Origin of the sequence: Williamsia herbipolensis (assembly GCF_036153515.1) — a bacterium.
GTDB classification, from domain to species: Bacteria; Actinomycetota; Actinomycetes; order Mycobacteriales; family Mycobacteriaceae; genus Williamsia_A; species Williamsia_A herbipolensis.
This window is the reverse complement of record NZ_CP108021.1, coordinates 2,780,520-2,804,913: the sequence shown is the minus strand read 5'-3', so window position 1 is coordinate 2,804,913 and position 24,394 is coordinate 2,780,520. Positions and strand designations below refer to the sequence as shown.

At 68.8% G+C, this 24,394-nt stretch carries 25 protein-coding genes; 14 read left to right on the top strand and 11 right to left on the bottom strand.

The window, feature by feature from the left end; all coding sequences use genetic code 11:
- Positions 1-106 precede the first annotated feature (106 nt).
- The 4 genes from OG579_RS12625 to OG579_RS12610 all read left to right on the top strand — a co-directional run bounded on the left by OG579_RS12625 (position 107) and on the right by OG579_RS12610 (position 4,600).
- The gene (locus tag OG579_RS12625) at positions 107-781 is read left to right on the top strand and encodes a GntR family transcriptional regulator (RefSeq protein WP_328856209.1); all 675 of its coding nucleotides are present in this window, start codon (positions 107-109) and stop codon (positions 779-781) included.
- Between the two features lie 70 nt (positions 782-851).
- Positions 852-2,243, top strand: coding sequence for an allophanate hydrolase (locus OG579_RS12620; RefSeq protein ID WP_328856208.1), 1,392 nt, complete (start codon positions 852-854; stop codon positions 2,241-2,243).
- Positions 2,240-2,929, top strand: coding sequence for a cysteine hydrolase family protein (locus OG579_RS12615; protein WP_328856207.1), 690 nt, complete (start codon positions 2,240-2,242; stop codon positions 2,927-2,929). The genes OG579_RS12620 and OG579_RS12615 overlap by 4 nt, the downstream gene beginning before the upstream one ends.
- A 72-nt stretch (positions 2,930-3,001) precedes the next feature.
- The gene (locus OG579_RS12610) at positions 3,002-4,600 is read left to right on the top strand and encodes a SulP family inorganic anion transporter (protein WP_328856206.1); all 1,599 of its coding nucleotides are present in this window, start codon (positions 3,002-3,004) and stop codon (positions 4,598-4,600) included.
- Positions 4,601-4,613: 13 nt separating this feature from the next.
- On the opposite strand, the gene OG579_RS12605 is transcribed toward OG579_RS12610, so the two are convergent.
- Positions 4,614-5,114: a DUF427 domain-containing protein gene (locus OG579_RS12605; protein ID WP_328856205.1), complete on the bottom strand. Its 501-nt coding sequence runs from the start codon at positions 5,112-5,114 to the stop codon at positions 4,614-4,616.
- A 45-nt stretch (positions 5,115-5,159) separates the two neighbouring features.
- Positions 5,160-6,116, bottom strand: a complete 957-nt coding sequence (locus OG579_RS12600) for a DAPG hydrolase family protein (protein ID WP_328856204.1) — start codon at positions 6,114-6,116, stop codon at positions 5,160-5,162.
- Positions 6,117-6,226: 110 nt separating this feature from the next.
- On the opposite strand from OG579_RS12600, the gene OG579_RS12595 reads away from it, so the two are divergent.
- On the top strand, positions 6,227-6,808 hold the full coding sequence (locus OG579_RS12595) for a TetR/AcrR family transcriptional regulator (RefSeq protein WP_052689130.1): 582 nt from the start codon (positions 6,227-6,229) through the stop codon (positions 6,806-6,808).
- Between the two features lie 33 nt (positions 6,809-6,841).
- On the opposite strand, the gene OG579_RS12590 is transcribed toward OG579_RS12595, so the two are convergent.
- Positions 6,842-7,765: a S1 family peptidase gene (locus OG579_RS12590; protein WP_328856203.1), complete on the bottom strand. Its 924-nt coding sequence runs from the start codon at positions 7,763-7,765 to the stop codon at positions 6,842-6,844.
- Between the two features lie 427 nt (positions 7,766-8,192).
- Here OG579_RS12590 and OG579_RS12585 point away from each other — a divergent pair, with 427 nt between their 5' ends.
- The 3 genes from OG579_RS12585 (at position 8,193) to OG579_RS12575 (ending at position 10,853) form a co-directional block, all read left to right on the top strand.
- A complete protein-coding gene (locus tag OG579_RS12585; protein WP_328856202.1) occupies positions 8,193-9,410 on the top strand; it encodes a hypothetical protein in 1,218 nt (405 codons plus the stop codon).
- Positions 9,411-9,483: 73 nt separating this feature from the next.
- Entirely contained in the window at positions 9,484-9,975 is a 492-nt protein-coding gene (locus OG579_RS12580; RefSeq protein WP_328856201.1) for a hypothetical protein, read from the top strand.
- Positions 9,976-10,193: 218 nt separating this feature from the next.
- The gene (locus tag OG579_RS12575) at positions 10,194-10,853 is read left to right on the top strand and encodes a hypothetical protein (RefSeq protein WP_328856200.1); all 660 of its coding nucleotides are present in this window, start codon (positions 10,194-10,196) and stop codon (positions 10,851-10,853) included.
- Here the strand turns inward: OG579_RS12575 and OG579_RS12570 are convergent.
- Positions 10,850-11,395: a CGNR zinc finger domain-containing protein gene (locus OG579_RS12570; RefSeq protein ID WP_328856199.1), complete on the bottom strand. Its 546-nt coding sequence runs from the start codon at positions 11,393-11,395 to the stop codon at positions 10,850-10,852. The two genes, OG579_RS12575 and OG579_RS12570, sit on opposite strands and share 4 nt — an antisense overlap.
- A 25-nt stretch (positions 11,396-11,420) precedes the next feature.
- Here OG579_RS12570 and OG579_RS12565 point away from each other — a divergent pair, with 25 nt between their 5' ends.
- Positions 11,421-11,624 (top strand): hypothetical protein, encoded by a 204-nt coding sequence (locus tag OG579_RS12565; protein ID WP_328856198.1) that lies wholly within the window; start codon positions 11,421-11,423, stop codon positions 11,622-11,624.
- Between the two features lie 165 nt (positions 11,625-11,789).
- Entirely contained in the window at positions 11,790-14,108 is a 2,319-nt protein-coding gene (gene lon, locus OG579_RS12560; RefSeq protein WP_328856197.1) for an endopeptidase La, read from the top strand.
- A gap of 57 nt (positions 14,109-14,165) precedes the next feature.
- Here the strand turns inward: lon and OG579_RS12555 are convergent, their stop codons facing one another.
- The 4 genes from OG579_RS12555 to OG579_RS12540 form a co-directional block, all read right to left on the bottom strand.
- A complete protein-coding gene (locus tag OG579_RS12555) occupies positions 14,166-14,588 on the bottom strand; it encodes a tautomerase family protein (RefSeq protein WP_328856196.1) in 423 nt (140 codons plus the stop codon).
- Between the two features lie 26 nt (positions 14,589-14,614).
- The gene (locus OG579_RS12550) at positions 14,615-15,316 is read right to left on the bottom strand and encodes an SDR family oxidoreductase (RefSeq protein ID WP_328859232.1); all 702 of its coding nucleotides are present in this window, start codon (positions 15,314-15,316) and stop codon (positions 14,615-14,617) included.
- Between the two features lie 64 nt (positions 15,317-15,380).
- Positions 15,381-16,061 carry a cation transporter gene (locus OG579_RS12545; RefSeq protein WP_328856195.1) on the bottom strand — a complete coding sequence of 227 codons (681 nt, stop codon included), beginning with the start codon at positions 16,059-16,061 and terminating at the stop codon, positions 15,381-15,383.
- The gene (locus OG579_RS12540; RefSeq protein ID WP_045824887.1) at positions 16,061-16,390 is read right to left on the bottom strand and encodes an ArsR/SmtB family transcription factor; all 330 of its coding nucleotides are present in this window, start codon (positions 16,388-16,390) and stop codon (positions 16,061-16,063) included. The genes OG579_RS12545 and OG579_RS12540 overlap by 1 nt, the downstream gene beginning before the upstream one ends.
- Positions 16,391-16,446: 56 nt before the next feature.
- On the opposite strand from OG579_RS12540, the gene OG579_RS12535 reads away from it, so the two are divergent.
- Together OG579_RS12535 and OG579_RS12530 are read left to right on the top strand one after the other, a co-directional pair.
- Positions 16,447-17,562, top strand: a complete 1,116-nt coding sequence (locus tag OG579_RS12535; RefSeq protein ID WP_328856194.1) for an alpha/beta hydrolase — start codon at positions 16,447-16,449, stop codon at positions 17,560-17,562.
- 20 nt (positions 17,563-17,582) lie between these two features.
- Positions 17,583-17,918: a TfoX/Sxy family protein gene (locus OG579_RS12530; protein WP_328856193.1), complete on the top strand. Its 336-nt coding sequence runs from the start codon at positions 17,583-17,585 to the stop codon at positions 17,916-17,918.
- A gap of 4 nt (positions 17,919-17,922) precedes the next feature.
- On the opposite strand, the gene OG579_RS12525 is transcribed toward OG579_RS12530, so the two are convergent.
- Complete coding sequence (locus tag OG579_RS12525) at positions 17,923-18,624, bottom strand: YoaK family protein (protein WP_328856192.1); 702 nt, start codon at positions 18,622-18,624, stop codon at positions 17,923-17,925.
- 8 nt (positions 18,625-18,632) lie between these two features.
- A complete protein-coding gene (gene leuS / locus OG579_RS12520; RefSeq protein ID WP_328856191.1) occupies positions 18,633-21,458 on the bottom strand; it encodes a leucine--tRNA ligase in 2,826 nt (941 codons plus the stop codon).
- Between the two features lie 64 nt (positions 21,459-21,522).
- Between leuS and OG579_RS12515 the strand changes: the two genes are divergently transcribed.
- On the top strand, positions 21,523-21,984 hold the full coding sequence (locus OG579_RS12515; RefSeq protein WP_328856190.1) for an SdpI family protein: 462 nt from the start codon (positions 21,523-21,525) through the stop codon (positions 21,982-21,984).
- Positions 21,985-22,002: 18 nt separating this feature from the next.
- Positions 22,003-22,995, top strand: a complete 993-nt coding sequence (locus tag OG579_RS12510) for a bile acid:sodium symporter family protein (RefSeq protein ID WP_328856189.1) — start codon at positions 22,003-22,005, stop codon at positions 22,993-22,995.
- Here OG579_RS12510 and OG579_RS12505 read toward each other — a convergent pair.
- Positions 22,946-24,346, bottom strand: coding sequence for a serine hydrolase domain-containing protein (locus OG579_RS12505; RefSeq protein ID WP_328856188.1), 1,401 nt, complete (start codon positions 24,344-24,346; stop codon positions 22,946-22,948). The genes OG579_RS12510 and OG579_RS12505 overlap by 50 nt on opposite strands.
- Positions 24,347-24,394: the final 48 nt, after the last annotated feature.

Below are 24,394 nucleotides of genomic sequence, written 5' to 3'. Positions count from 1 at the left end.
CCCACGACCGCGCGGTCTGCGACTGCGGGCGAGGTTCGAGACCGGCGCGGTCAACTAGAGTCGGGAGCACACACACGTGCACCTCGACCCGGGAGTACCTCAGCTGATGGCGATGCCGCATCACCTCGCCTCGGCGGACGCGCTTCCGGCCAGCCTCGTGGACGTCGCACATGCCCGCGTCCGCAACTCGATCCTCGGCGGCACCCTGAGCCCCGGCGAGAAACTCGTGGAGGAACAACTCTGCGGAGCTCTCGGGATCAGCCGGGCACCCCTCCGCGAGGCCCTCCGGCTGTTGGCCCAACAGGGCCTCGTGGTGCAGACCCCGCGCAAGGGGACACGCGTCGCGGAATGGTCACCCACCGACATCCGACAGCTGTTCGAACTGCGTCATGTCCTCGAACGCCACGCGATCGAGATCGCCGTCCCACTCGACGACGTCGACGGGCGACTCGAGACGGTGGATGCCGCCCTCGAGGAGATGCGCCACGCGCCCGACGACCTGAGCCGAGACGACGCGCACCGGCGTTTTCACGCGGCGGTGGTCGGTCTGGCCGGCAACCGGCAACTCGATCTCGCCCTCGAACCGATTCTGCTGAAGCTGCAGTTGCCGATGGCGGTCAACCTTCGCTCGGAGGCGCGCAAGCACCGCCGCCCCGCCGATGGGATACGGCGCCACGAGGCCATCGTCGCCGCGCTGCGGACCAACGATCGCGCCGCGGTGCTCGCCGCGTTGCGCGACCACGGGCACCTCGACCACCTCGATCTCGGCGATCCCGCCTGACCGAGAGTTCCTAACACGATCGACACACAGTCGATCCGCGAGCGCCATTTTTCTGTCGACAATCGACGGTATGCAACTCACCGCGCCTCCCGGCCGAGGACCGTCGACCGGCCCCTCCGTGGCCGAGATCCTCGAATCGCACGCCGTCGGTTCCGCGTCACCCACGACCACCGCCGCACGTGTCGCCGACGCGATCGCCGAGGCGGGCGACGACGGGACGTGGCTGTCGCTCGTGCCGCGCGACGAGCTGATCGCAGCGGCCGCGGAGATCGAGTCCCGGCCCTCGGCCCGCACCCTCCCGCTCTACGGGGTGCCGTTCGGCGTGAAGGACAGCATCGACGTCGCCGGGGTGCCCACCACGCTGTCGTGCCCGGATTACGCCTACACCGCCACGGCGACCGCGCCCGCCGTGCAGCGACTCCTCGACGCCGGCGCACTGTACGTGGGCAAGACCAACCTCGACCAGTTCGCGACCGGACTGAACGGGACCCGCACCCCGTACACCATCCCCCGCAGTGTCTTCGGAGACGAGATGATCTCGGGCGGTTCGAGTTCGGGGTCGGCACGGGCGGTGGCCCTGGGTCAGGTCCCGTTCGCCGTCGCGACCGACACCGCCGGCTCCGGTCGAGTTCCCGCCGCGCTCAACGGGGTCATCGGCTTCAAGCCGTCACGCGGACTCATCAGCACCGTGGGGCTCGTCCCGGCATGTCGTTCCCTGGACTGCATCAGCATCATGGCCGCCACGGTCGAGGACGCCGACCGTGCCTTCGAGGTGATGGCCGGCCGGGACGACGCCGATCCGTGGTCGCGTGACAGAGGTCCGCGCTGGTCGGGTGCCCCGATCCGAGTCGGGCTACCCCCTGCGGCGGAGCTGGAGTTCTTCGGCGACGACGCCGCGGCCGAGGCCCACATGACGTTCCGGGCGAGCCTCGTCGACACCGCGGACATCGTGGAGGTGTCCCTCGCGCCGTTTCTCGCCGCCGGCGAGTTGCTGTACCAGGGGCCCTGGGTGGCCGAGCGCCTGGTCGAGTTCGCCGACTTCCTCTCCGAGCGACCCGAATCGATCCACCCCGTCGTCCGCGACATCCTGCGCAGTGGTGAGAAGTACACCGCCGTCGACGCATTCGCGGCGATGCAACGCCTCGCAGAACTGCGCGCCGAGGTCGGTCGTCTGTGGGACCGGATGGACGTGCTGGTCGTCCCGACCATCGGTACGACCTTCACCGTCGACGAGGTCCTCGCCCGGCCGATCGAGTGCAACACCGTCCTCGGTCACTACACACACTTCGGCAACCTCCTCGATCTGCTCGGCGTCGCCATCCCGATCGGGACCACGTCCGACGGCCGTCCGGCCGGCGTGACGGTGCTGTCGGCCGCCCGTCGCGACGACACCGCACTGCAGCTCGCCGCCGAGATCCTCGATCAATCCCGCGCATTCCGCGCGGTCGAGGACGCGTCGTGACCGAGGTGACGGTTGCGACAGCCGCACCGGCCCCCTTCACCTTCGATCCGGCGCACACGGCCCTGGTGATCATCGACATGCAGCGGGACTTCCTCCTGCCCGGTGGTTTCGGCGAGACACTCGGCAACGACGTGGGCCGGCTGGCCCAGGTGGTGCCACGTCTGGCGAAGCTGTTGGCTGCGGCACGGGCCGCGGGTATGCCGATCATCCACACCCGTGAGGGGCACCGGCCGGATCTCTCCGATTGCCCTCCGGCGAAACTGCGACGAGGCGCTCCGTCGAAACGGATCGGCGATCCCGGCGCCTTCGGGCGGATCCTCATCCGCGGCGAATACGGGCACGACATCATCGACGAGCTCGCACCGCACGCCGGCGAGGTGGTGATCGACAAACCCGGCAAGGGTGCGTTCTACGCGACCGAACTGTCCGACGTGCTGGCCGCCCGCGAGATCACGCAGCTACTGGTGACCGGGGTGACCACCGAGGTCTGCGTCCACACGACCACACGCGAGGCGAACGACCGCGGTTTCGACTGCCTCGTCGTATCCGATTGCTGTGGTTCGTATTTCCCCGACTTTCACCGAGTCGGCATCGACATGATCAGCGCCCAGGGCGGCATCTTCGGATGGGTCGCGGAATCGGGCGCCGTCATCGACGCCCTCGCGGCCGCATCCGTCTCGCCCTAGCCCGCCGTCTCGCCCTGGCCCACCGTCTCGCCGTCCACCCTCACCCGCCCCGCATCTCCGAGAGGACCCACCATGAGCACTGACGTGAACGCACAGACGTCGGACACGCCGCAGGCCCCGGAACCCACCCCGGTGTCCCTACCGTGGTGGACGCGGGGCGACACCAACGCCTTCTTCGGGCTCGGCTTCAACATCCTGGTCAACGTCCTGACCCTGACCGGGTTGATGATCGGCGTGATCAAGCTGCCCACCGGTGACGTGCTCGGGACCGTGTTGCCCGCCCTCGGCGTGGCCCTGATCCTCGGCAACGTCTACTACACGATGCTGGCGCGTCGACTCGCCAAGCGCGAGAACCGGACCGACGTCACCGCCCTGCCCTACGGGCCCAGCGTGCCGCACATGTTCATCGTGGTCTTCGTCGTGATGCTCCCGGTGTACCTGAACACCAAGGACCCGCTGCAGGCATGGCAGGCCGGTCTCGCGTGGGCGTTCATGATCGGGATCATCGTGATGATCGGCGCGTTCGTGGGTCCCTACATCCGGAAGCTCACACCCCGTGCGGCGATGCTCGGCACCCTTGCCGGCATCTCGTTGACGTTCATCTCCATGCGCCCGGCCGCACAGATGTGGGATGCAGCCTGGATCGGTCTGCCCGTGCTCGCCATCATCCTGATCGGGTTCTTCACCGATGTCCGCCTGCCCGGCAACATCCCGGTCGGACTGGCCGCCCTGCTCGTCGGCAGTGCGATCGGCTGGATCGGCGGCTACATGTCGGCACCCGATGTGTCGCAGGCGGTGTCCGACATCGCCGTCGGCATCCCCGATCAGCGTTTCGACATGCTGTTCACCGGGCTCGGCGACCTCGCTCCCCTGCTCGGCACAGCGATACCGTTGGGCGTCTACAACTTCACCGAGGCGATGAGCAACGTCGAGAGCGCCGCCGCGGCCGGTGACAATTACAACCTGCGCAGCGTCCTGTTGGCGGATGGTGCCGGTGCGGTCATCGGGTCGGCGTTCGGTTCACCGTTCCCGCCCGCGGTGTACATCGGTCACCCCGGCTGGAAGGACGCCGGTGGGCGCACCGGATACTCGCTGGGCAGTGGCGTGGTCATCGGATTACTGTGTTTCCTGGGCCTTTTCGGAGTCCTCGACAAACTGTTGCCGGTTCCCGCCATCGTCCCGATCCTGCTCTACATCGGTCTGCTCATCGGCGCCCAGGCGTTCCAGGCGGTACCGCGGTTGCACGCGGTCGCCGTCGTCGCGGCAATCCTTCCCAACCTCGCACAGTGGGGGTCGGGCCTGATGGACAACGCGCTGAGCGCGGCGGGGACCACGTCGAGCAAGGTGGGCGAGGCCGCGTTGGAGAACGCAGGCGTGATCTACGACGGGATGCGCACCCTCGGCGAGGGCGCGGTCCTCGTCGGTCTGATCCTGGGCACCATCGTCACGTTCGTCCTGGAGAAGAAGTTCCTCTACGCCGCGATCGCGTCCGGTGTCGGCGCGGTGTTGTCCTTCATCGGGTTGATCCACGCACCCGAGGTCGCCTGGGCGGCGAATCCGCAAGTGGCCCTGGGCTACCTGTTCTTCGGGCTCGTGTGCGTCGGCTACTGGTTCCTGCCCGGTGCACGCGACAAGGTGGAGATCGACGAATCCGACGTGATGGCCGAGTAGGGGTGGGAGGTGGTCACCACCCCATCGATCCGGGAATGCCCTTGAACGGTCCGACGACGGTGCTGGTGACCCAGCCGCCGTAGAAGCCGCCCGGCTGCGGGGTCACGGTCTCGCCGTTGACCGTTGCGCGATCGACCTGGGCGGCCATCACCGCGATCGCTCCGCGCAGATCGACGAAACCCGGGGTCGGGTCGAGATAGGTCCACGCCGCGCGCGGGGCGCCGGCCTCGGGGGTGACGAGGTCGAAGTACGACGCCTCACCCTTCCACTCGCACCAGGACGCACCCTGTGTCTCGCGGAGCACGCCGTCGACGAACGCCTCGCGCGGGAGGTAGTACGTCGGCGGGTGACTGGTCTCCAGTACGCGCCACCCCGTGGTCGTCGAGGCGATCTCCATGCCGCCGAGGGAGATGGTGATCGATCCCGAGAACGGTTCCAGCCGCGGGGGCCGCGGGTAATCCCACACCGATTCCTGTCCGGGAGCGGGCTTGTCGGGCGTGGGTCGACGCATCATGTGACCACTCTACGGACGCGCACCCCCGTCGACCGGGGGTCGGATTCAGACGCGGAACTCCCGGTAGATCTCCGGCAGGAACTGCGCGAGGTGGTTCATCTCCTGGCCGCAGTGCATCAACAGGTTGCGGGCGAGATCGATGCCGAGGAACAGGTCGCTCGGGTCGACCGACGCACCGCGGGCCACGGCGCATGCCGCCTGCGGGAGATCGGGGACGTGCAGACCGCGGATGTTGAGGTAGAACCGGCTGCGCATCTCCGCGCCGCCGGGGATCGGACGCACCTGGTGGGCGAGCCAGCCGAGGTCGACCGGCGCGATGCTGCTGCCGACCCGTCCGTAGATGATCGTCTGGTCGGCCGGGACGGTGAACCCGTTGGCGACCGGATCGCGGAAGTCGATCCCCAGTTGCTGGAGCTTCGGCCCTACGAGCTCGTCGACGTAACTGGTGTTGCCGATGTACTTGGCCTTGTCGGGGATCGGGGAGGTCGTGCGGTTCTCCCGCAGGGCCGCGTACTCGTGGGCGTCGGGGTGCCAGAGCTTGTAGCGGGCCGATTCGATGGAGTGCCACCCGAACCACCAGTCCCACATCGCGGCGGTCACGCGGGGCATCTCGGTGCGGCATGCGACGAAGAGGACCCCATCGGTCCGCTGGCCGTATCCGACCTCGATGGGCGAGTAGCCCGACGGACCGAGATCCCGTGTGAGACGTCCGAAATCCGGGATCGATGCCGGCGGCAGCGGCGGACCGGCGAAGGCGGTCCGCACCACCTGCGGCGCGGGATCGGTGTGGGGCGTGAAGTACTTCGCGTAAGGCTTGGCCCGGTCGGCCTCGCGGTACCCGACGTAGCGCTCCGAGCAACTCTGCGTGATCGGCCCCTCCGAGGACCCTGTCGGCGCCGCCGCGGCTATCGGCCCCCGGCCCAGGGTCATCGCGGCCGCCGCCACGCCGGCACCGGCCGCGCCGAGGAGGGATCGCCTGTTCGGATTCCACTTACTCAACATCCGTTGAGCCTAAGGCTCCGTGCCGAGTTGGTCAACGAAATCCGTCGGCCACGTGCAGCGCACGCGATCCTGCATTGTCGGTGGGCGATCTCGGACCGTAAGTTCGTGACGTGGAGGAAGCCCAGAGCGGTACCGAGCGGCCCGGGCGCCGCGACGTGATCATGGCTGCCGCGGTGACCGTTCTCGCCGAGCGTGGGCCCCGCGGGTTCACCCATCGCGCCGTCGACGCCGCGGCCGGCCTGGGTGCCGGCGCGGTCAACTATCACGCGCCGTCGCGCGCCCGGCTGCTGTCGCTCGCCCTCGAGGAGGTGTTCCGCCGCGACCTCGAGACCGCTGCGCGCCACTTCGCCATCGAGCGCTGGACTCATGAGGCCGTGGTGGGCGCACTCGTCGGATTCGTGACCGAGATGACCTCCGACGCCAACCGCAACCGCATCATCGCGCGCCACCACCTGCGTGGGGAGGCCCGCACCAACGACGAGCTGCGCGACGCCTTCGACCGACAGCAGACCGGATTCGTCCAGCTGGCGCGCGCAGGGTTCGAGGCGGCCGGGCGACCGACGAGCGATGTGACCGCGGAGCTGTTCCGGATGGCGATCGACGGCCTGATGAACCGTCAGACCATGTACGGCACCATTCCGCTCACCGACGATCAGGTGCTCGAGATCGCGCAGTTGATCGTCCCTCGCTGATCCCCGATCCCGACCCGCACCGCCCTTCCCGCGTCACAGGTGCAGATGCACCCGCAGGGCGGGCCAGCGCAGGGCCGCGACCCGGACATCGGACGCGGCGTTGAACCCCGGCGTGAAGAGGTCGGCCACGGTCTCGGTCCCGAAGCTGAAGATGCCCAGGAGTCGGGCCTGCGCGCCGCCACCGATCACCATCGGCCCGCCGCTGTCGCCGTATCCCGCCTGCACCGACGGCACCCCGGGCCGCGACTGCGCGCAGAGCATCCCGGCGCGCACCGGTTCGACGAACGTCTGCCGCGCACACTGCCCGGCCGAGATCACCGACAGCGACCCGCGGAGCAGTTGATCCGAACGAGACCCCGCAGGCGTGTAACCGTGGCCGAGGAGCGTGACCGACGTGCCCGCGACCGCCGGGGCCGCCGACACCGCGAGGGTGCGCGCCCGCGGCACGGGCGCCGCGAGGGTCATCAGCGCGACGTCGTCGTGCGCGGCGGCGATGTCGAGGTTCGCCGGGTCACGAGGATTGGCCACCAGCCCGAAGCCGGGTGCGATGTCGATATGGCGCACGGTCCGTTCGACAGCCGAGCTCTCGCCCGTCGGCGCATCGCCGAGGGTCACCCCGAACACCGAGGGCGCCAACGCGCGCCGTGGTGAGGTCGCGAGCGTCGCCGGGTCGGCAACGCAATGCGCAGCGGTGAGCACCGTGACCGGATCGATCAATACGCCGCCGCAGTGCAGACGGTCGAATCGGGAGCCGGTCACCGTCTGGCCGACGACGCGGGATCCCTCGGTGAAGGTGATGGACACGAACCATGGTGCCGAACCGGCCTGTACGGGAACACCGTTCGACATCGCCGACGCGACCGTCGGACCGGTCGACATCACCAGCGCGATGGCCGCCAGAACCACCGCCGCCCGCAGCATCCGGACCCGTGTCGCCATCCGACGTATCTTCTCCATCACACCTCCGACTGATGCACCGATCATGCGGCCATTCGCTACGCTAATGATGACCTTACGGCGGGCCGCCGTCGTTCGAACAGGTCGCCTACACGTCCCGCGGAACAGACGGACATCTCGGCCGCAGCCCACCGGATCCGATCACCACGATCCGTATTCGGACTTATGCACAGGGTCGTGTTGAGCACCAACTGGACACATGGTTGACTTCCCTGCACAAGCTTCCGACGTGGTGATTCCCGAGAGCTGTCCAGGCGCTCTCGGAGGGGTGTCCATCGATCACCCGCCGGGATTTTCGTGCCCACATACGGGCACGGAGAGGCCACACGCCGCCGTGTATCTTTTTCGCTCGACCCGCCGTCGCCGGCCTCGCCGGCGCCTGACCGATCACAGGAGAGTGACCGTGTCGCTTCACCATCCGCAGAGGGTGACCCGGACGACCGCAGGCGTGATGCTCGCCGCAGCCATCGCCGCGGGTACCGCCGGCCAGGCGTTCGCCGCACCCCCCGGAACGGCTCCCCCGTCGACGGACATGGCGCCGGGTATCGCCCCCGCCACACCGACGCCTCCCCCGCCGCCCGCGCCGACGCCTCCGCCCGTGCAGGGACGCAGCATCATCCCGGCGCCGACCTATGACGCGCCGGTCATCTACGAGGACTCGCCCGGCTACACGCCGCCGGTCTACTCGGGGAACTACAACCCCCTCCCGCCGGTGCTGACCGCGCCGAAGCCGACGAAGCCGGTCAACCCCGTGCTGCCCCGGCCCGGCGTCATCAAGCTCGGTAACTTCCGCACCCCGCAGCCGGCGTGGCTTTCCGACGCCGACGCCCGCAACCTCAACGGCCAGGCCGCGACCATCGAGGCGCGCACCGCGACCTACTACGAGTCCATCGGATTCCCGAAGGACCAGGCCGCACGTACCGCCGCCTCGACCACCCTCGGCGTCCTCGTCGGTGGCACGGCAGGCGCACTTGCAGTTGGCATCCCGGCCGCCGCCGCAGGTGCGATCATCGGCCTCCCCGTCGGCGCGGGCGTCGGTGCCGCTGCCGGCGCCATCACGGGCGCGGTAGTCGGTGGGCCCGCCGCACCAGCAACTGCAACGTTGTTCGCAGGCCAAGGCGCTCTGATCGGCCTCGCAGCAGGCCCAGCCGTCGGAGCAATTGCCGGCGCGGCCGGCGGCGGCTTGGTCGGCGCGGCAGTCGGCGGCTTGATTGGCGGCGCGATCGGCACTGCCATCGGTGCCGGTGATCCGGGTGCCGATCCGAACGCACCGCTGGGCGGGGCCACGCAAGAGGATCCGCGGAAGTCGAAGCCGGCTCCGCCGAACCCCGATGCGAACCAGTACGAGCTGCACCTCGATCGGTCGAACCTGCCCGGTGGCGACAAGGTCGACTACGTGGTCGCCAAGAACGGCGATGTGACCGGCACCGTGAAGATCGGCGCGGTGAACGTGCCGATCAGCATCGATCACGACGCCGCCGATGCACCGTTCAAGGCAGCCGGGGTGTTCGCCCAGACCGCCCGTGACTCGGTGACGGCCGCGGTGATCAACTTCGGCAAGGAGGCGCAGCGCGCGTTCCCGGGCCTGGAGATCGCCTACCCGCAGTACGTCGGCGCGCCGACCGGGGGCCGACACCGACAGTGACAGCCACGTGACGACGTGCGATCACGCCACCAGGCCACCCTCTCGCCGCCGGGCGAGACCGGGTGGCCTGGTGGTGTGTGCCGTCACCGCGCTGATGCTGGGCCTCACCGCGTGTGGCGGCGGTTCGCCGGCCGCGTCGGTGGTGACCATGCCGTCCGGATCGACCTCGGCCGCAGCGATTCCCGCCATCGACCCGCTGCGGTGCGACCCGACCACCGCAGCTCCTGGGGAGACCGTCACCAACGGCAAGGGCAGCCACGAATCGGGGGTGGCGGTGGTCGCCGACTACAACTGGGCGGTCATCACGGGACGCGACACCGCCCGGGTGACCGACGCCGTCGCGACCGGCGCGGCCATGGCGTCGCCGTCCCTGATCTCGCAGGCAATCGGGGGTTACCCGCCCGGCACGACCTATTGTTTGCGGATGCGCCAGACTCGGCCCGACACGGTGTTGTACACCCTCACCTATCAACCCCCGGCCGGCGGAACCAACGAGTATCGGCTGCGCGCGACGGTCACGGGCCCTCCGGGTGATGTACGGATCGCGGGCGTGGTGGATCAGTGACAGACGATCCCCGACTGCCACCGGACGATCAGCCCCACCCTCACGACCCATCGGTATCACCTCCGGGGGAGCCCGACACCGATCCGTTCGCACGGCAGTCGGCTCCCGGGCCGACCGAGACGCCCCCGCCCCGCGTCACACCCCCCGAGCCCCCGTGGTTCACCGCCGCCGATCCGGGACCGCCGCGAGGGTCGCCGGAGGCGCCCCCCTGGGTGCCGATGAACACCGATCCGTCGTCGAACTGGTCGGCGACACTCGAGGAGATCGCCGTACGCGGTTCGCGGAGGCGGCGGGCTCGAGGCGGCAATCGGCGTCGTGTCGCGCTCATCTCGGGCGCGGTGGTCGTCGTGGCCGGAATCGTCGCGGGCGCTGTCGTTCTCGCCACGTCCTCGGGGTCGAGCGGTACGGGTTCGACCGTCTCCGGATCGAGTGGTGCGGGTTCGACGGGGGATGCTCAGGACAACGCGGCTCCCGCGGACGGTCCGCAGATCCCGTTCTGCACCACGGGGACCGATGGTGCGGTGACGACGATCGACGAGCGCGCGGATCCGACCTCGCCGACCGGCGCTATCGCGACCTTCCTCGCGGCGGCCATCACCGACAGGTCGCCGGTGGCGGCTCGCGCGGCGATCGCAGACACCGCGCCCGTCCCGACCGTCATCGAGTTGCAACGGTGGATCGCCGCGCTGCCCCAGGGAACCGACGCGTGGTGCGCACGGGTCACCCTCACCGACTCGGCCGCACGCGTCCTCGTCGATGTGCGCGTCCGCACCCCGGCCGTCGTCGCCGACGTCGCCCGCGGCGACGCCTTCTACGTCTCGGCGGACGGATCCGGTCGGTGGAAGATCGACGCGATCATCTCCGGCGACGGCTCCTAGCGCCGAACCGACGATGTCCGGGCTCGATGTCGGCGCACCGCAGCACGATTCGCGCACCGCACCGAGCAATACCGCTGGGTCCCGTTCCGACTGACGTCGACGATGACCATCTCGCAGTCGCCGCCACCGGGCAGGCCGGCGGCACACCGGCCGATGCGGTGCATGCCGCGGGTGGTGAGGTGCAGCGCCGTCCCCACCGAGATGACCGCGGTGAGGACGTGGGCGAGCGACTGATTCCGGTCGCGATAGTGCAGGTGCCATCCTTCGTCGTTGTGGTTGGTCAACCGCGGATAGGCCGCGGCGACGCTCATCGTCTCGTTGAGCAGACGTGCCCGCTCGTCCTCGGTGGAGGCATCGACCATCCGTAGCCACTCGTCGATCACCTCGCGGGTCCGCGCGTGATCGTCGGGGCGGGTCTCGAATCGACCCGTCATCCCGAACTCGCGCGCCCGAGCCTCGATCCCGGCGCAGTCCTCGGGCCAGTCGTTGGCCAACGAGGCCGCCAGGAGTACCGCGTATTCGCCGTAAGGGTTGAGATGCACATGACCATGACATCACAGTGGACGCATGCACACCTCTTCGACCGAGAACTCGACCCTCAGCCCGACCCTGCAGACCCACGAACACGCCTGGCTCACCGAGTCCGCACACCGCACCAGCGACGGGACCGTCCTCTACGTCCGCTGCGGCGAGTGCGGCACCCGTCGCGTCGACATCGCCGCACACACCGACATGCCCCCGACCGCGGTCAGCACGACGCTCGGTGACTGAGATCGTCCGCGTACAGCGTCACCTCGGGCATATGACCCGAGGCAGGTCCGTGGAGGGACGATCTCCGCGCGACCCGGTTTCGCCCACAACGAACACCGGACTTGAGCGGGAACAGATCAACCCCTCCGACCAGTTGAGCGAGTCAGACTTAACCCTGGAGGAAGAATGAGCGACACCCGCTTGCCAGTCCTGTTCCTGACCGATCCCATCCTGCTGCCCGGCATGGTGGTCCCCATCGAGCTCGATGACGCCGCCCGCGCGGCGGTCGATGCCGCGCAGGCCACCGATTCGCAGAAGCTCCTGGTCGCGCCCCGGCTCGACGACCGCTACCCCTCCTACGGCGTGATCGCATCGATCGTGCAGGTCGGACGCCTCGGCGGTGGACAACACGCCGCCGTGGTGAAGGGCGAGAAGCGGGCGCACATCGGGTCGGGCACCACCGGCCCGGGTGCCGCGCTGTGGGTCGAGGTCGACGAGGCCGCCGAGCCGACCGTCACCGAAGAGACCCGCGAACTCGCGGCCGAGTACAAGAAGCTCGTCCTGGCGATGCTGCAGCGCCGCGAGGCGTGGCAGGTCATCGACTCGGTGAACAAGCTGACCGACCCCTCGGCCCTGGCCGACACGGCCGGCTACGCCTCGTACCTCACCGACGTGCAGAAGCGACAACTGCTCGAGACACCCGACGTCGTGGAGCGGTTGCGCACCCTGATCACCTGGACCACCGACCACCTGGCCGAGGTGGAGGTCAACGACAAGATCGCCGGCGACGTCCGCGACGGCATGGAGAAGACGCAGAAGGAGTTCCTGCTGCGTCAGCAGCTCGCCGCCATCCGCAAGGAGCTCGGCGAGGGCGAGCCGGACGGTTCCGACGACTACCGCGCACGCATCGAGGCGGCGACGCTGCCCGACAACGTTCGCGAGGCGGCACTGCGCGAGGTCGGCAAACTGGAGCGCTCGAGCGAGCAGTCGCCCGAGAGTGGTTACCTGCGAACCTGGTTGGACACCGTCCTCGACCTGCCGTGGGACACCACCACGACCGATTCGACCGACATCGCCTCGGCGCGCGAGATCCTCGACGCCGACCATCACGGACTCGAGGACGTGAAGGACCGCATCGTCGAGTACCTCGCGGTGCGTGCCCGTCGCGCCGAGCGCGGTCTGCAGGTCGTCGGCGGTCGCGGTTCCGGCGCGGTCATGCTGCTCGCGGGCCCTCCCGGCGTCGGCAAGACCTCGCTCGGCGAATCCGTCGCCCGGGCGCTGGGTCGCAAGTTCGTCCGCGTCGCCCTCGGCGGCGTGCGTGACGAGGCCGAGATCCGTGGTCACCGTCGGACCTACGTCGGTGCCCTGCCCGGACGCATCGTGCGTGCGATCGGCGAGGCCGGGTCGATGAACCCGGTCGTGCTGCTCGACGAGATCGACAAGGTGGGCTCCGACCAGCGCGGCGACCCGGCCGCGGCCCTGCTCGAGGTGCTCGATCCGGCGCAGAACCACACGTTCCGTGATCACTACCTCGATCTGGACCTCGACCTGTCCGACGTCGTGTTCCTCGCGACGGCCAATGTGGTGGAACAGATCCCGTCGGCACTGATCGACCGCATGGAGCTCGTCACCCTCGACGGCTACACCGAGGACGACAAGGTCGCGATCGCGCGGGACTACCTGCTCCCCCGCCAACGCGACCGCGCCGCTCTGACCGCCGACGAGGTCACCGTGACCGACGACGCGTTGCGCAAGATCGCGGCCGACTACACCCGCGAACCGGGCGTGCGACAGTTCGAGCGGTTCCTCGCCAAGGCAATGCGCAAGGCCACCACCAGACTGGCGGCCGACGACACCGCACTGGTGATCGACGAACCCGACCTCGTCGACTACCTCGGACGGCCCCGGTTCACCCCGGAGTCGGAGGAGCGCACGGCCGTGCCCGGTGTGGCAACGGGTCTCGCGGTCACCGGCATGGGTGGCGACGTCCTGTTCATCGAGGCGTCGTCGACCGTCGGTGACGCGGGTCTGACCCTCACGGGGCAGCTCGGTGACGTGATGAAGGAGTCGGCGCAGATCGCACTGTCCTACGTTCGCTCCCACGCCACCGAACTCGGCGTGGACCCGGCGGCGTTGGATCGCAAGATCCACATCCACGTCCCAGCGGGTGCCACCCCCAAGGACGGACCGTCGGCAGGCGTGACGATGGTGACGGCGCTGGTGTCGATGGCCACCGGCCGTCGCGTTCGCGCCGAGGTCGGGATGACCGGTGAGGTCACGCTGAACGGCCGCGTGCTGCCGATCGGTGGGCTGAAGCAGAAGCTGCTCGCGGCCCAGCGGGCCGGTCTCACAACGGTGTTCGTCCCGATCCGGAACGAACCCGATCTCGACGACGTGCCCGCCGAGGTGCTCGACGCGGTCGAGGTCCGACCGATGACCGATGTCGCCGACATCATCCTCGCGGCGCTGGAGGACTCCACCGCCGACGTGACCGCAGCGGCCTGAGCCACCGATCGGCCGGCGCCCCACCACACGGTGGGGCGCCGGTCGCTCGCTCGTCGGTCAGTAGGGCGCGGCACGACCGTTCGCGGCCCAGGCCTTCTCCGCCTCCGATCGCGCCGGGGGCGGGACGAGGCCGTTGATCATCCACAACTCCTCGCTGGTCTCGTCGATGTGGAACTCCCAGTGGATCTCGTCGCGAACGAGATACGGGGAGAGCACGTCGCCGACCCACCGGGCGGTGCGTCGGCGGCTCGCCGAATCGGGGAGATGTCGTGCGATGTGGGCGATCTCGATCCGCGCGGTCTTCGGTGCAGATGCCCCGCCGACAAAGATGTCGCCGGCACCGACCTCCCGGAAGATCACCACGACATAGAAGCGGGGAAGGCCCACCTCCTCGTAGCGATCGGTGATCTGTTCGGCCAGAGCGTGTTTGTCCTCGTCGGTGAAGATGCCCGGCGAGTGGTGAATGGTCCACAGCGGCATGCGATCTCTCCTCCTCGGGTGTCGGTTCAGTGGTCAGCGCTGAAGACGAGGTCGTCGACCGGTCCGGACAGCATCGATTTGACGGCCACGGTGATGTCGTCGGCCAGCACCTCTCGCTCCCCCGCCTCCAGGCCGTCGAGGATCCGGCTCGCCACGATCGCCGGCGACGTCTTCTCCATCGGGATGTCGGCGACCATCTCGGTGTCGATGAAACCCGCGTGGACCCCGAGCACCTGAGTGCCCTGGGCGGCCAATTCGGTACGCAGCGAGTTGGTCACCGACCAGATCGCGGCCTTCGATGCGCCGTAGGCGCCGCTCCCCGCGAGCCAGGAGAGCACCGAGTGGATGGTGACGACGGCACCGCCACCGTTCTGCGCGAGGATCGGGGCGAACGCCCGCGTGACGCGGAGCGGGCCGAAGGCGTTGACGTCGAAGGTGTCCGTGATGTCGGAGAACTCGCCGCTGAGCAGGGGCGCGGGGAGGAGTACGCCGGCGTTGTTGATGACGATGTCGACATCGGTTGCCCTCGCCGCGAGTGCCTCGACGGAATCCTGCGAGCGGACGTCGAGTGCAGCGGTCGTGACGGCAGGTCGATCGTCGGCGAACTCGGTGCGTGCCGTCGAGTAGACGGCTCGAGCGCCGCGCGCGAGCACCTCGTCGACAAGTGCCGCCCCCAGGCCACGGCGACCCCCGGTCACCAGAACCACTGCATCGGCCACATTCGTCATGGCCACCTCCTGACTCTAGTTCGTTGGAGTCAGGCTACTCAACCGCGACATCCCGGCGCAAGCCTCAGTCGCAGCAGTCGCAGGCGCGATCCGATGTCATGGGGCGACCGGGTATCAGCGGGGCGCAACACGCATCGCCTCTCCACGCATTCAGGCCCTCGCACACCGCGATGGCGGCGATCACCAGTGCCGCGATCGGATCGGCCCACGACCATCCCAGCGTCGAGTTGAGCACCAGGCCCACCAGCACGACCGCCGACAGGTAGGTGCACAGCAGCGTCTGCTTCGAATCGGCCACCGCCGACGCCGAACCCAGTTCGCGGCCCGCCCGCCGCTGGGCGTACGACAGCACCGGCATGATCGCCAGGCTGAGAGCGGTCAGGACGATCCCGACCACCGAGTGCCGGGCGTCGGCCGCACCGAGGAGCCCGCGAACGGCATCGACGGCGACATAGGCGGCGAGGGCGAAGAAAGACACCGCGATGATGCGCAGCGCGATCTTCTCCCGCGCCTCGGGATCCCGACCGGCGAACTGCCATGCCACCGCAGCCGCCGAGGACACCTCGATCACCGAGTCCAGGCCGAAGCCGATCAACGCCGTCGACGACACCCGCGTGCCCTCGACGAGCGCGACGACGGCTTCGATCACGTTGTAGGTGATGGTGATCGCGACAAACCACCGGATCCGCCGCGACAACACCGTCCGCCGATCCGGCAGCGTCACCGTCTCGGTCCCGGTCCCCATCAGCAGCACCCGTGCGCGTCGGAACCGGGGCAGCACGCCGGATCGACCGCGAGCACGACGCCGACCAGATCGTGCAGGGCACGGCCGATACGGGCGTCGGCCAACTCGTAGCGCGTACGCCGGCCCTCCGGCGTCGCGACCACGAGTCCACAGCCGCGCAGGCACGCGAGGTGGTTCGAGAGGATCTGTCGCGACACCCCGATCTCGACCGCCAGATCCGATGGATAGCCCGGCGCGTCGGCGAGCCGCATCAGGATCTGGGTGCGGGTGGCGTCGGACAGCGCATATCCGAATCGGGCGAGGGCGTCGTGACGCAGCGCGGTGGTCATGGCGGCTGACGATACAGGGTTGGCTGTACTGTCGGTGGCTTCCCTAGGATGAGCCCATGGTGATGGCGGATCGTCCCGAAGTGCAGACGGCATCGGCCCCGGTGACCGCATTGGCGATGGTCGGGTTGGCCGAGAGCATGCTCAACGGCCTCGCCCGTGTCCCGTTCCGGCGGTTCTGGGAGGGACCGGGCGGGCTGCTCGACAACATCGGTCAATCGGTGACGCGGCAGACCATCCGGTCGTTCATGGGCTACTCGATGGCGTTGCCGATCGAGGAGTTCCGGTCGATGGAGAAGATCCTCGACGACATCTGCCGCGTGGTGATGCCGCCGTTCATCAGCCTCACCGACGGTGTCGAGCTCACCGACGACACGGTCGGCGGTATCGAGGGCATCTGGTGCCGCGCCAAGGCCAGCTCCGACGACTACGTCGACGACAGCGAGGACAAGGAGACGATCACCGCCACGGTCCTCTACCTCCACGGCGGCGGGTACATCGGCACGTCGCCGATCATGTACTCGGCTTTCGCGGCATCGCTGGTCAACATCACCGGCTACGAGGTGTTCATCGCCGATTACGGCATGGCACCGGAGTTCCCGTTCCCCGCGGGCGTGCACGACGCCGCCGACGCCTACCGCGGTCTGCTCGAGCGTGGGATCGACGCCGAGCACATCGTGATCGCCGGCGACTCCGGAGGTGGTGGCCTCGCCACCTCGTTGGTGTCGTATCTGCACGACCACGGACTGGCGAAACCCGCTGCGGTGATGCTGTTCTCGCCCGAGGTCGATCTGGACCTCAATCACCCGTCGATCACCGCCAACGCCCAGCTCGACATCCTGCCGTGGAACGTGCCGGTCAGTCCGTACCTGCAGGGTGTTCAGCCCAACGACGAACGCGTGTCGGCGATCTACGCCAAGCCCGACCCCACCTGGTTCCCACCGACCTTCGTCTGTTGGGGGGCCGACGAGATGTTCCGCGACGGCATCCGGAAGTTCGCCGAGAGCCTCTCGGCCGCGGGTGTCACCGTGTACGCGATGGAGGAGAAGGGCATGTTCCACGTGTTCCCGATCCTCATGCCGTGGGCCGAGTCGTCGCGTCGGGTGTTCCGCGCTCTGCGCGAGTTGTCGCACCGCCACATCGAATCCGACCCCGCGGCCGTCGCCACGCACTGAGACGCCCTGGAGCGCAGACCATGGCCTACGACGAGGACCTCGCCGATCGCATCCGCGACGCGATGGAGACCGAGCCGCACCTCACCGAGAAGCGGATGTTCGGCGGCCTCGCGTTCCTCGTCGACGGTCACATGGCCGTGGTCATCCTCAGCAAGCAGCAGGGCCTGATGGTGCGGGTCGATCCCGCCGACGCCGACGCTCTGATGGCCCGCGACCACGTCGGACCGATGATCATGTCGGGCAAGCCGGCTCGCGGATGGCTCCGCATCGACCCGCCGGGCCTCGTCGACGACGACGCGCTCGGCGACTGGACCGATCGCGCCGCAGCGTTCGTCCTGACGTTGCCGCAGAAATGAGTTCTCACCCCTCCGGTTCGGGGGCGTCGGCGTCGATCTGGCGGGCGTCGTGCACCACGAAGAGTGCGACGACGATCATCGCGACCGCGCAGACGGCCACCGCCGGCGTGCCCAGCCAACGCGAGACGATCGCGCCGACCACCGCTCCCCCGGCGAACGCCGCCACCACCGCGCTGTAGAGAGCGCACCGGCGGCGACTCTCGGCGTCGCGCTGCGTCAGCAGAGCGTGCACCGACTCGACGAAACGCATCAGGTTGCCCGTGGTCGCGATGGTGATGATGGGCATCCCGCCGATGGTGCGGAACAGTTCCATCTGCATGGCCGCCACGAACGCGATCGGCACCGTCACCACGACATTCGGCCATTCGGCGGGCACGGCGGCCACCACTCCGAGCACGAGTGCCTGCGCGGAGTTCACCGACACCAGGAGTGCGGCGCTCGTGGCGTCGCGCCACCAGGTGCGCAGGACCGTGGCGACGAGGACGCCGACCACGAAGGCCATGATCGACCACAGGTGCGCGACGGCACGATGCCATTCCCCCGCCGCCCCGGAGGTCGCGAGCAGGATCACGTTGCCGGTCTGGGTGTTCGCGAACACGCCGCCGCGGGTGAGGTAGGTGTACGCGTCGAGGAAACCGCCCACGCCGATGAGGATCAGCACGAACCTCGGCGTCGATGCCGTGGCGACCCGCGCCGATCCGCTCACCGGAGGTCCTACGGGACGATGTTGATCATCTTGCCCGGCACGAAGATCACCTTCCGGGGCTCACCGTCGAGCAGCGGCGCGATCTTCTCGTCGGCGAGGGCGAGCGCCGTCACCGACGCCTCGTCGGCGTCGACGGCGACCGTGATGCGGCTGCGCACCTTGCCCTTCACCTGAATCGGGATCTCGACGGTGTTCTCGATCAGCAGGCTCTCGTCGGCGACGGGGAAGGGGCCGCGCGCCAACGGATCCGGGTGACCGAGCTTCGACCACAGTTCCTCGGCGATGTGCGGCGCCACCGGGGCAAGCATCAGCAACAGCGGCTCCACCACCTCGCGCGGGGCGCCGTCGGCGTACACCTTGGTGAGGTGATTGGTGAGCTCGATGAGCTTGGCCACCGCGGTGTTGTCGCGCAGCGCCGCATAATCCTCACGGGCGCCGGCGATGGTGCGGTGCAGGAGCTTCTGCGTGTCCTCACCCGGCGTGGCGTCGGTGACGCGGACCGCGCCGGTCTCCTCGTCGATCACCAGGCGCCATACGCGCTGCAGGAAACGTTGTGCACCGACGACATCCTTGGTCGCCCACGGGCGCGACTGGTCGAGCGGACCCATCGAGAGTTCGTAGACACGCAGAGTGTCGGCCCCGTAGTCGCGGCAGATGTCATCGGGCGCAACGGAGTTCTTGAGCGACTTGCCCATCTTCCCGTACTCACGATTCACCGGTGCGTCACCGAGGAAGAATCCACCGTCGCGTTCGACGACCTCGTCGGCGGGCACGTAGATGCCACGGGCGTCGGTGTAGGCGAAGGCCTGGATCATGCCCTGGTTGTAGAGCTTCCGGTAGGGCTCCTTCGAGCTGACATGACCGAGGTCGAACAGCACCTTGTGCCAGAACCGCGAGTACAGCAGATGCAACACAGCGTGTTCCACACCACCGATGTAGAGATCGAGACCGCCCGGGTCGTTCGGGCCGTGCAGATCCGGGCGCGGGCCCATCCAGTACTGCTCGTTCTCCGGCGCGCAGAGAGCCTCGTCGTTGGTGGGGTCGATGTAGCGCAGCTGGTACCAGGAGCTGCCGGCCCACTGCGGCATGACGTTGGTGTCGCGGGTGTAGTGCTGCAGCCCGTCGCCGAGATCGAGTTCGACGTTCACCCAGTCGGTGGCCTTGGCCAACGGGGGCGAGGGTACGCTGTCGGCGTCGTCGGGGTCGAACGACACCGGTGCGAAATCGTCGACCTCGGGAAGCTCCACCGGCAGGTCCGACTCCGGGATCGCATGCGCGGTCCCGTCGGCACCGTAGACGATGGGAAACGGCTCACCCCAGTATCTCTGGCGTGCGAACAGCCAGTCGCGCAGTTTGTACTGCACGGTCCCCGTTCCCTCGCCCCGGGCCTCGAGCCAGTCGATGATCGCCGTCTTCGCCTCGTCGACGCGCATACCGTCGAGGAAGTCCGAGTTCACGATCGGTCCGTCGCCGGTGTACGCCGCGTCGGCGACGCCCTGCTCGGACCCGATCACCTCGACGATGGGAAGGCCGAACGCTGTTGCGAACTCGTGGTCGCGTCCGTCGTGGGCGGGCACCGCCATGATGGCGCCGGTGCCGTAACCGAGGAGCACATAGTCCGCGATGAACACCGGGACCTGCTGCCCATTAACGGGATTCGTGGCATACGCGCCGGTGAAGACGCCGGTCTTCTCCTTGCTCTCCTGCCGCTCGAGATCGGACTTCGCGGCGATCGCGGCACGGTAGGCCGCGACGGCGGCCGCGGGATCGGTTGCGCCACCGGTCCACCGGGCGTCGACATCGGCCGGCCAGGCGTCGGCGACGATCGCGTCGACGAGCGCGTGCTCAGGCGCCAGCACCATGTAGGTGGCGCCGAACAGGGTGTCGGGGCGAGTCGTGAACACCTCGATGGGGCTGTCCACACCAGGCACACCGAAGGCGACCTGCGCTCCACGGGACCGGCCGATCCAGTTCTGCTGCATCGCCTTGACCTTGTCGGGCCAGTCGAGCAGTTCGAGATCGTCGATCAGACGGTCGGAGTAGGCGGTGATGCGCATCATCCACTGCCGCAGCCGCTTCCGGAACACCGGGAAGTTGCCGCGGTCGCTGCGACCGTCAGCGGTGACCTCCTCGTTGGCCAGCACGGTCCCCAGACCGGGACACCAGTTCACCACCGAATCGGACTGGTAGACCAGGCGATAGGAGTCGAGGACCTCGGCGCGCCCGAGGGCGTCGAGCTCGGCCCAGACCTCGCCGTTCTTCGGTGCGCGCTCGCCTGTCTCGAACTCGGCGACCAGTTCGGGGATGCGGCGCGCACGGTCGGCGTCGGTGTCGTACCAGGCGTCGTGGATCTGCAGGAAGATCCACTGCGTCCAGCGGTAGAAATCGACGTCGGTGGTGGCGACCCGGCGACGCTCGTCGTGACCGAGACCCAACCGACGGATCTGGGCGAGGTAGCGCTCGACGTTCGCCTCGGTGGTCGACCGCGGATGCGTACCCGTCTGCACGGCGTACTGCTCGGCGGGCAGGCCGAAGGCATCGAAGCCCATCGTGTGCAGGACGTTGGCGCCGTCCATGCGGTGGAAGCGCGCGTAGACGTCGCTGGCGATGAACCCGAGCGGGTGACCGACGTGCAGGCCGGCGCCGGACGGGTACGGGAACATGTCCTGGACGAAGAGCTTGTTCGACCGGTCCGGAGCGCCGAAGGCGGACAGATCGCCGGCCAGCGGGCCCACCGGGTTCGGGGCCTCGTAGGTGCGGCGGTCGTTCCAGATCCCCTGCCAGCGCTCCTCGATCTCGCCGGCCAGCTGGGCGGTGTAGCGGTACTCAGTCACCTGACCAGCGTAAAGCGTCACCTCGATGCGGTCGGGGGCGGTAGGTGCTCGTAGAATCGACACCGTGAACGCAGCTGCCCTGACCATCGCCGTGGTCGATGCCGTCCTGGCGGTCGTCTTCGTCACGTCCGGGGTTCTCGGCGTGACCCGGCGACTGCCGCGCAACCGGTTCGTGGGTATCCGCACGCCGGTCACCCTGCGCACCGACGAGACATTCGCCGCGGCGCACGCCGTCGCCGGACCGGGACTCATCGGTGGGGGAGTCATCCTCGCCCTCGGCGCGGTGCTCGGCGTGGGCGCCGGCAGCGTCACCGGTCTGGTGTTCGCACTGGTCGCGCTGGTGGCGGCGCTGGTCATCCTGGGCGCGGCGAGTTCCTACGGACTGCGCGCGGCCGCGCGGGTGCCCGACTGGGATGAGGAGTCGTCGTCGTGCGGGACCTCCGGCGGATGCGGCAGCTGCGTGCTGCAGGGCTCGTGCGCCCCGACCGCGGCCGGCTCCGCCGACGCCTCGGCACACACCTCCTGACGCGCCGGGTAATCCATCGTGCTCGCACGTCTGCACATCGACGGCTTCATCCTGGCGATCCTCGCCGCGGTCGCGATCGCCTCGATCCTCCCCGCCGGTGGTGGCTTCGCCGACGTGATGTCGTGGGTCGTCGTGGCCGCGATCGCGCTCCTGTTCTTCCTCTACGGCGCGCGTATGCATCCGCGGGAGGCGCTGGCCGGACTCACCCACTGGCGCCTGCACCTCACGATCCTGGCGTTCACCTTCGTGTTGTTCCCGCTGATCGGGCTCGCGCTGCGACCGATCGCTCCGCACGTACTCGGTGACGACCTGTACACCGGTGTGCTGTTCCTGTGTCTCGTGCCGTCGACGGTGCAGTCGTCGATCGCGTTCACCTCCATCGCCCGGGGCAACGTGGCCGGCGCGATCGTGAGCGCGTCGGCGTCGAATCTCCTCGGCGTCGTCCTCACGCCGCTGCTCGTGGTGGCGCTCATCTCGACCACCGGCGGCGTCAGCATCTCGCCCGGCTCGTTCCTGACGATCGTCCTCGAGATCCTCGTGCCGTTCATCGTCGGTCAGCTCGCGCGCCCGGTGATCGGATCGTGGCTCACCGCACATGCCAAGCCGACGAAGCTCGTCGACCGCGGGTCGATCGTGCTGGTCGTCTACGTCGCGTTCAGCGAGGGCATGCAGCAGCACATCTGGTCGACGGTGCAGTGGTGGCAGGTGCTGGTGCTGATCGCGGGATCGGTCGCGTTGGTGGGCTTCCTGCTGTGGCTGACCTCGCGGGTGGCGCGCCTGATGCGCTTCGACCGTGCCGACGAGATCGCGATCCAGTTCTGCGGCACCAAGAAGAGTCTCGCCACCGGCCTGCCCATGGCCGCCGTGCTGTTCTCCGACTCGCAGGTGGGTCTGATCGTGCTGCCGCTGTTGGTGTTCCATCAGGTGCAGCTCATGATGTGCGCCTGGTGGGCGGGGCGGCTCAGTCGCGAGCCGCAGCGCGAGGACGCACCCGCACCCACTGCCACGTAATCCATCCGGGGCGTGTACGCCCGACTAGGGTCGCAGCCAGGGCTGCCCACGACACTGCGGTCGCGACGAGACCGACCGCCGCGTCCGGCGCCCAGATCCACAGCTGTCGCGCTGACGCTCCGAGGAGCCAGGGTCCCATCACCACGGCCGCGACGACACCGAGCGATGCGACGGCGCAGGCGATGCGGAGTCCGCGGCGACGAACGCGACGCCACGCGAGAACCGTGGCCAGCAGTCCGATTCCCACTGCAGCCGCCAGAGCCCATGGCAGCAGCCCGAGCACGGCGTCGCCGGAACCGGGCTCACGTCGCTGTCCGTCGGTGATGGCGAGGAGATCACCGGCCACAGCAGCGAGGGCCGGGGCGCGAGCCTCGCTGTACGCATTCGCGAGCACGACGACACCGTTCCCGTCGGACCTGAGCATCACGTGCGCGAAGTAGCCGGGCGTCGCCCCCGTGTGGTGCACCACCCGGCGTCCGTCGGAATCAGCGACACGCCAACCGAACCCGTACCGGTCGTCGCCCGAGTGAACACGTGGACGATGGAGGTCGGCCAGCATCGTGGCATCGAGAACGTCGGGAGCTCGTCCCATCTGCGCCTGCGCGTAGACGACCATGTCCTCGATCGTCGACGCGATGTAGCCGTACGGCGCTCCCGATTCGTCGAAGCCGGGGTCGTACCGGACCGGCTGCCCCCACCAGAACCGATGTCCTGCAGGCAGATCGCGGACTTCGGCCGACGCGGCCGATGTGTGTGTCATGCCGAGCGGATCCAGCAGATCCGAGCGCAGGACGTCGGCATACGGTCGCCCGGTGACCTTCTCGATCAGGGCACCGAGCATCAGGTAGTTGGCGTCGCTGTATCGGTAGACCCCGGGACGACCCGAACGGTGTAGATCCCGCGCTGCGCGGTCGATCGCGCCGGCCGAGTTGTCGAACCGCTCCGACACGGCCAATCCATCGGACGCCGTGAAACCGGCGGTGTGCGTGAGCAACTGTTCTGTCGTCGCGTCAGCGGCCGCCGACCACGGCAGGTGATCACCGACGCGGTCGGACCACCGCAACAATCCCGCCCGCACCTGCTTCGCCACGATCGCCGCGGTCATCGACTTGGCCACCGACCCGATGAGGAAGGGCGTTCGCGCATCGACGGCGCGCCCTTCTCCGTCGTACCCGCGGAAGTGGTGGACAGGCGGCGCCTCGCCGTCGATGACGGCAACGGCCATACCCGGGATCGACTGCTCGTCGGCCACGCGATCGAGGTAGGTGTCGACGCGCGATCCGACATCGTCGGCCGGTCTGCCTGATGCAGTGGCCGGCGTACCGACGCACAGCGCGAGGAGGACGGCCACGACAAGTATTCGGAGGCAGCTCGATCGGCGCGACGGTCCGACATTCTC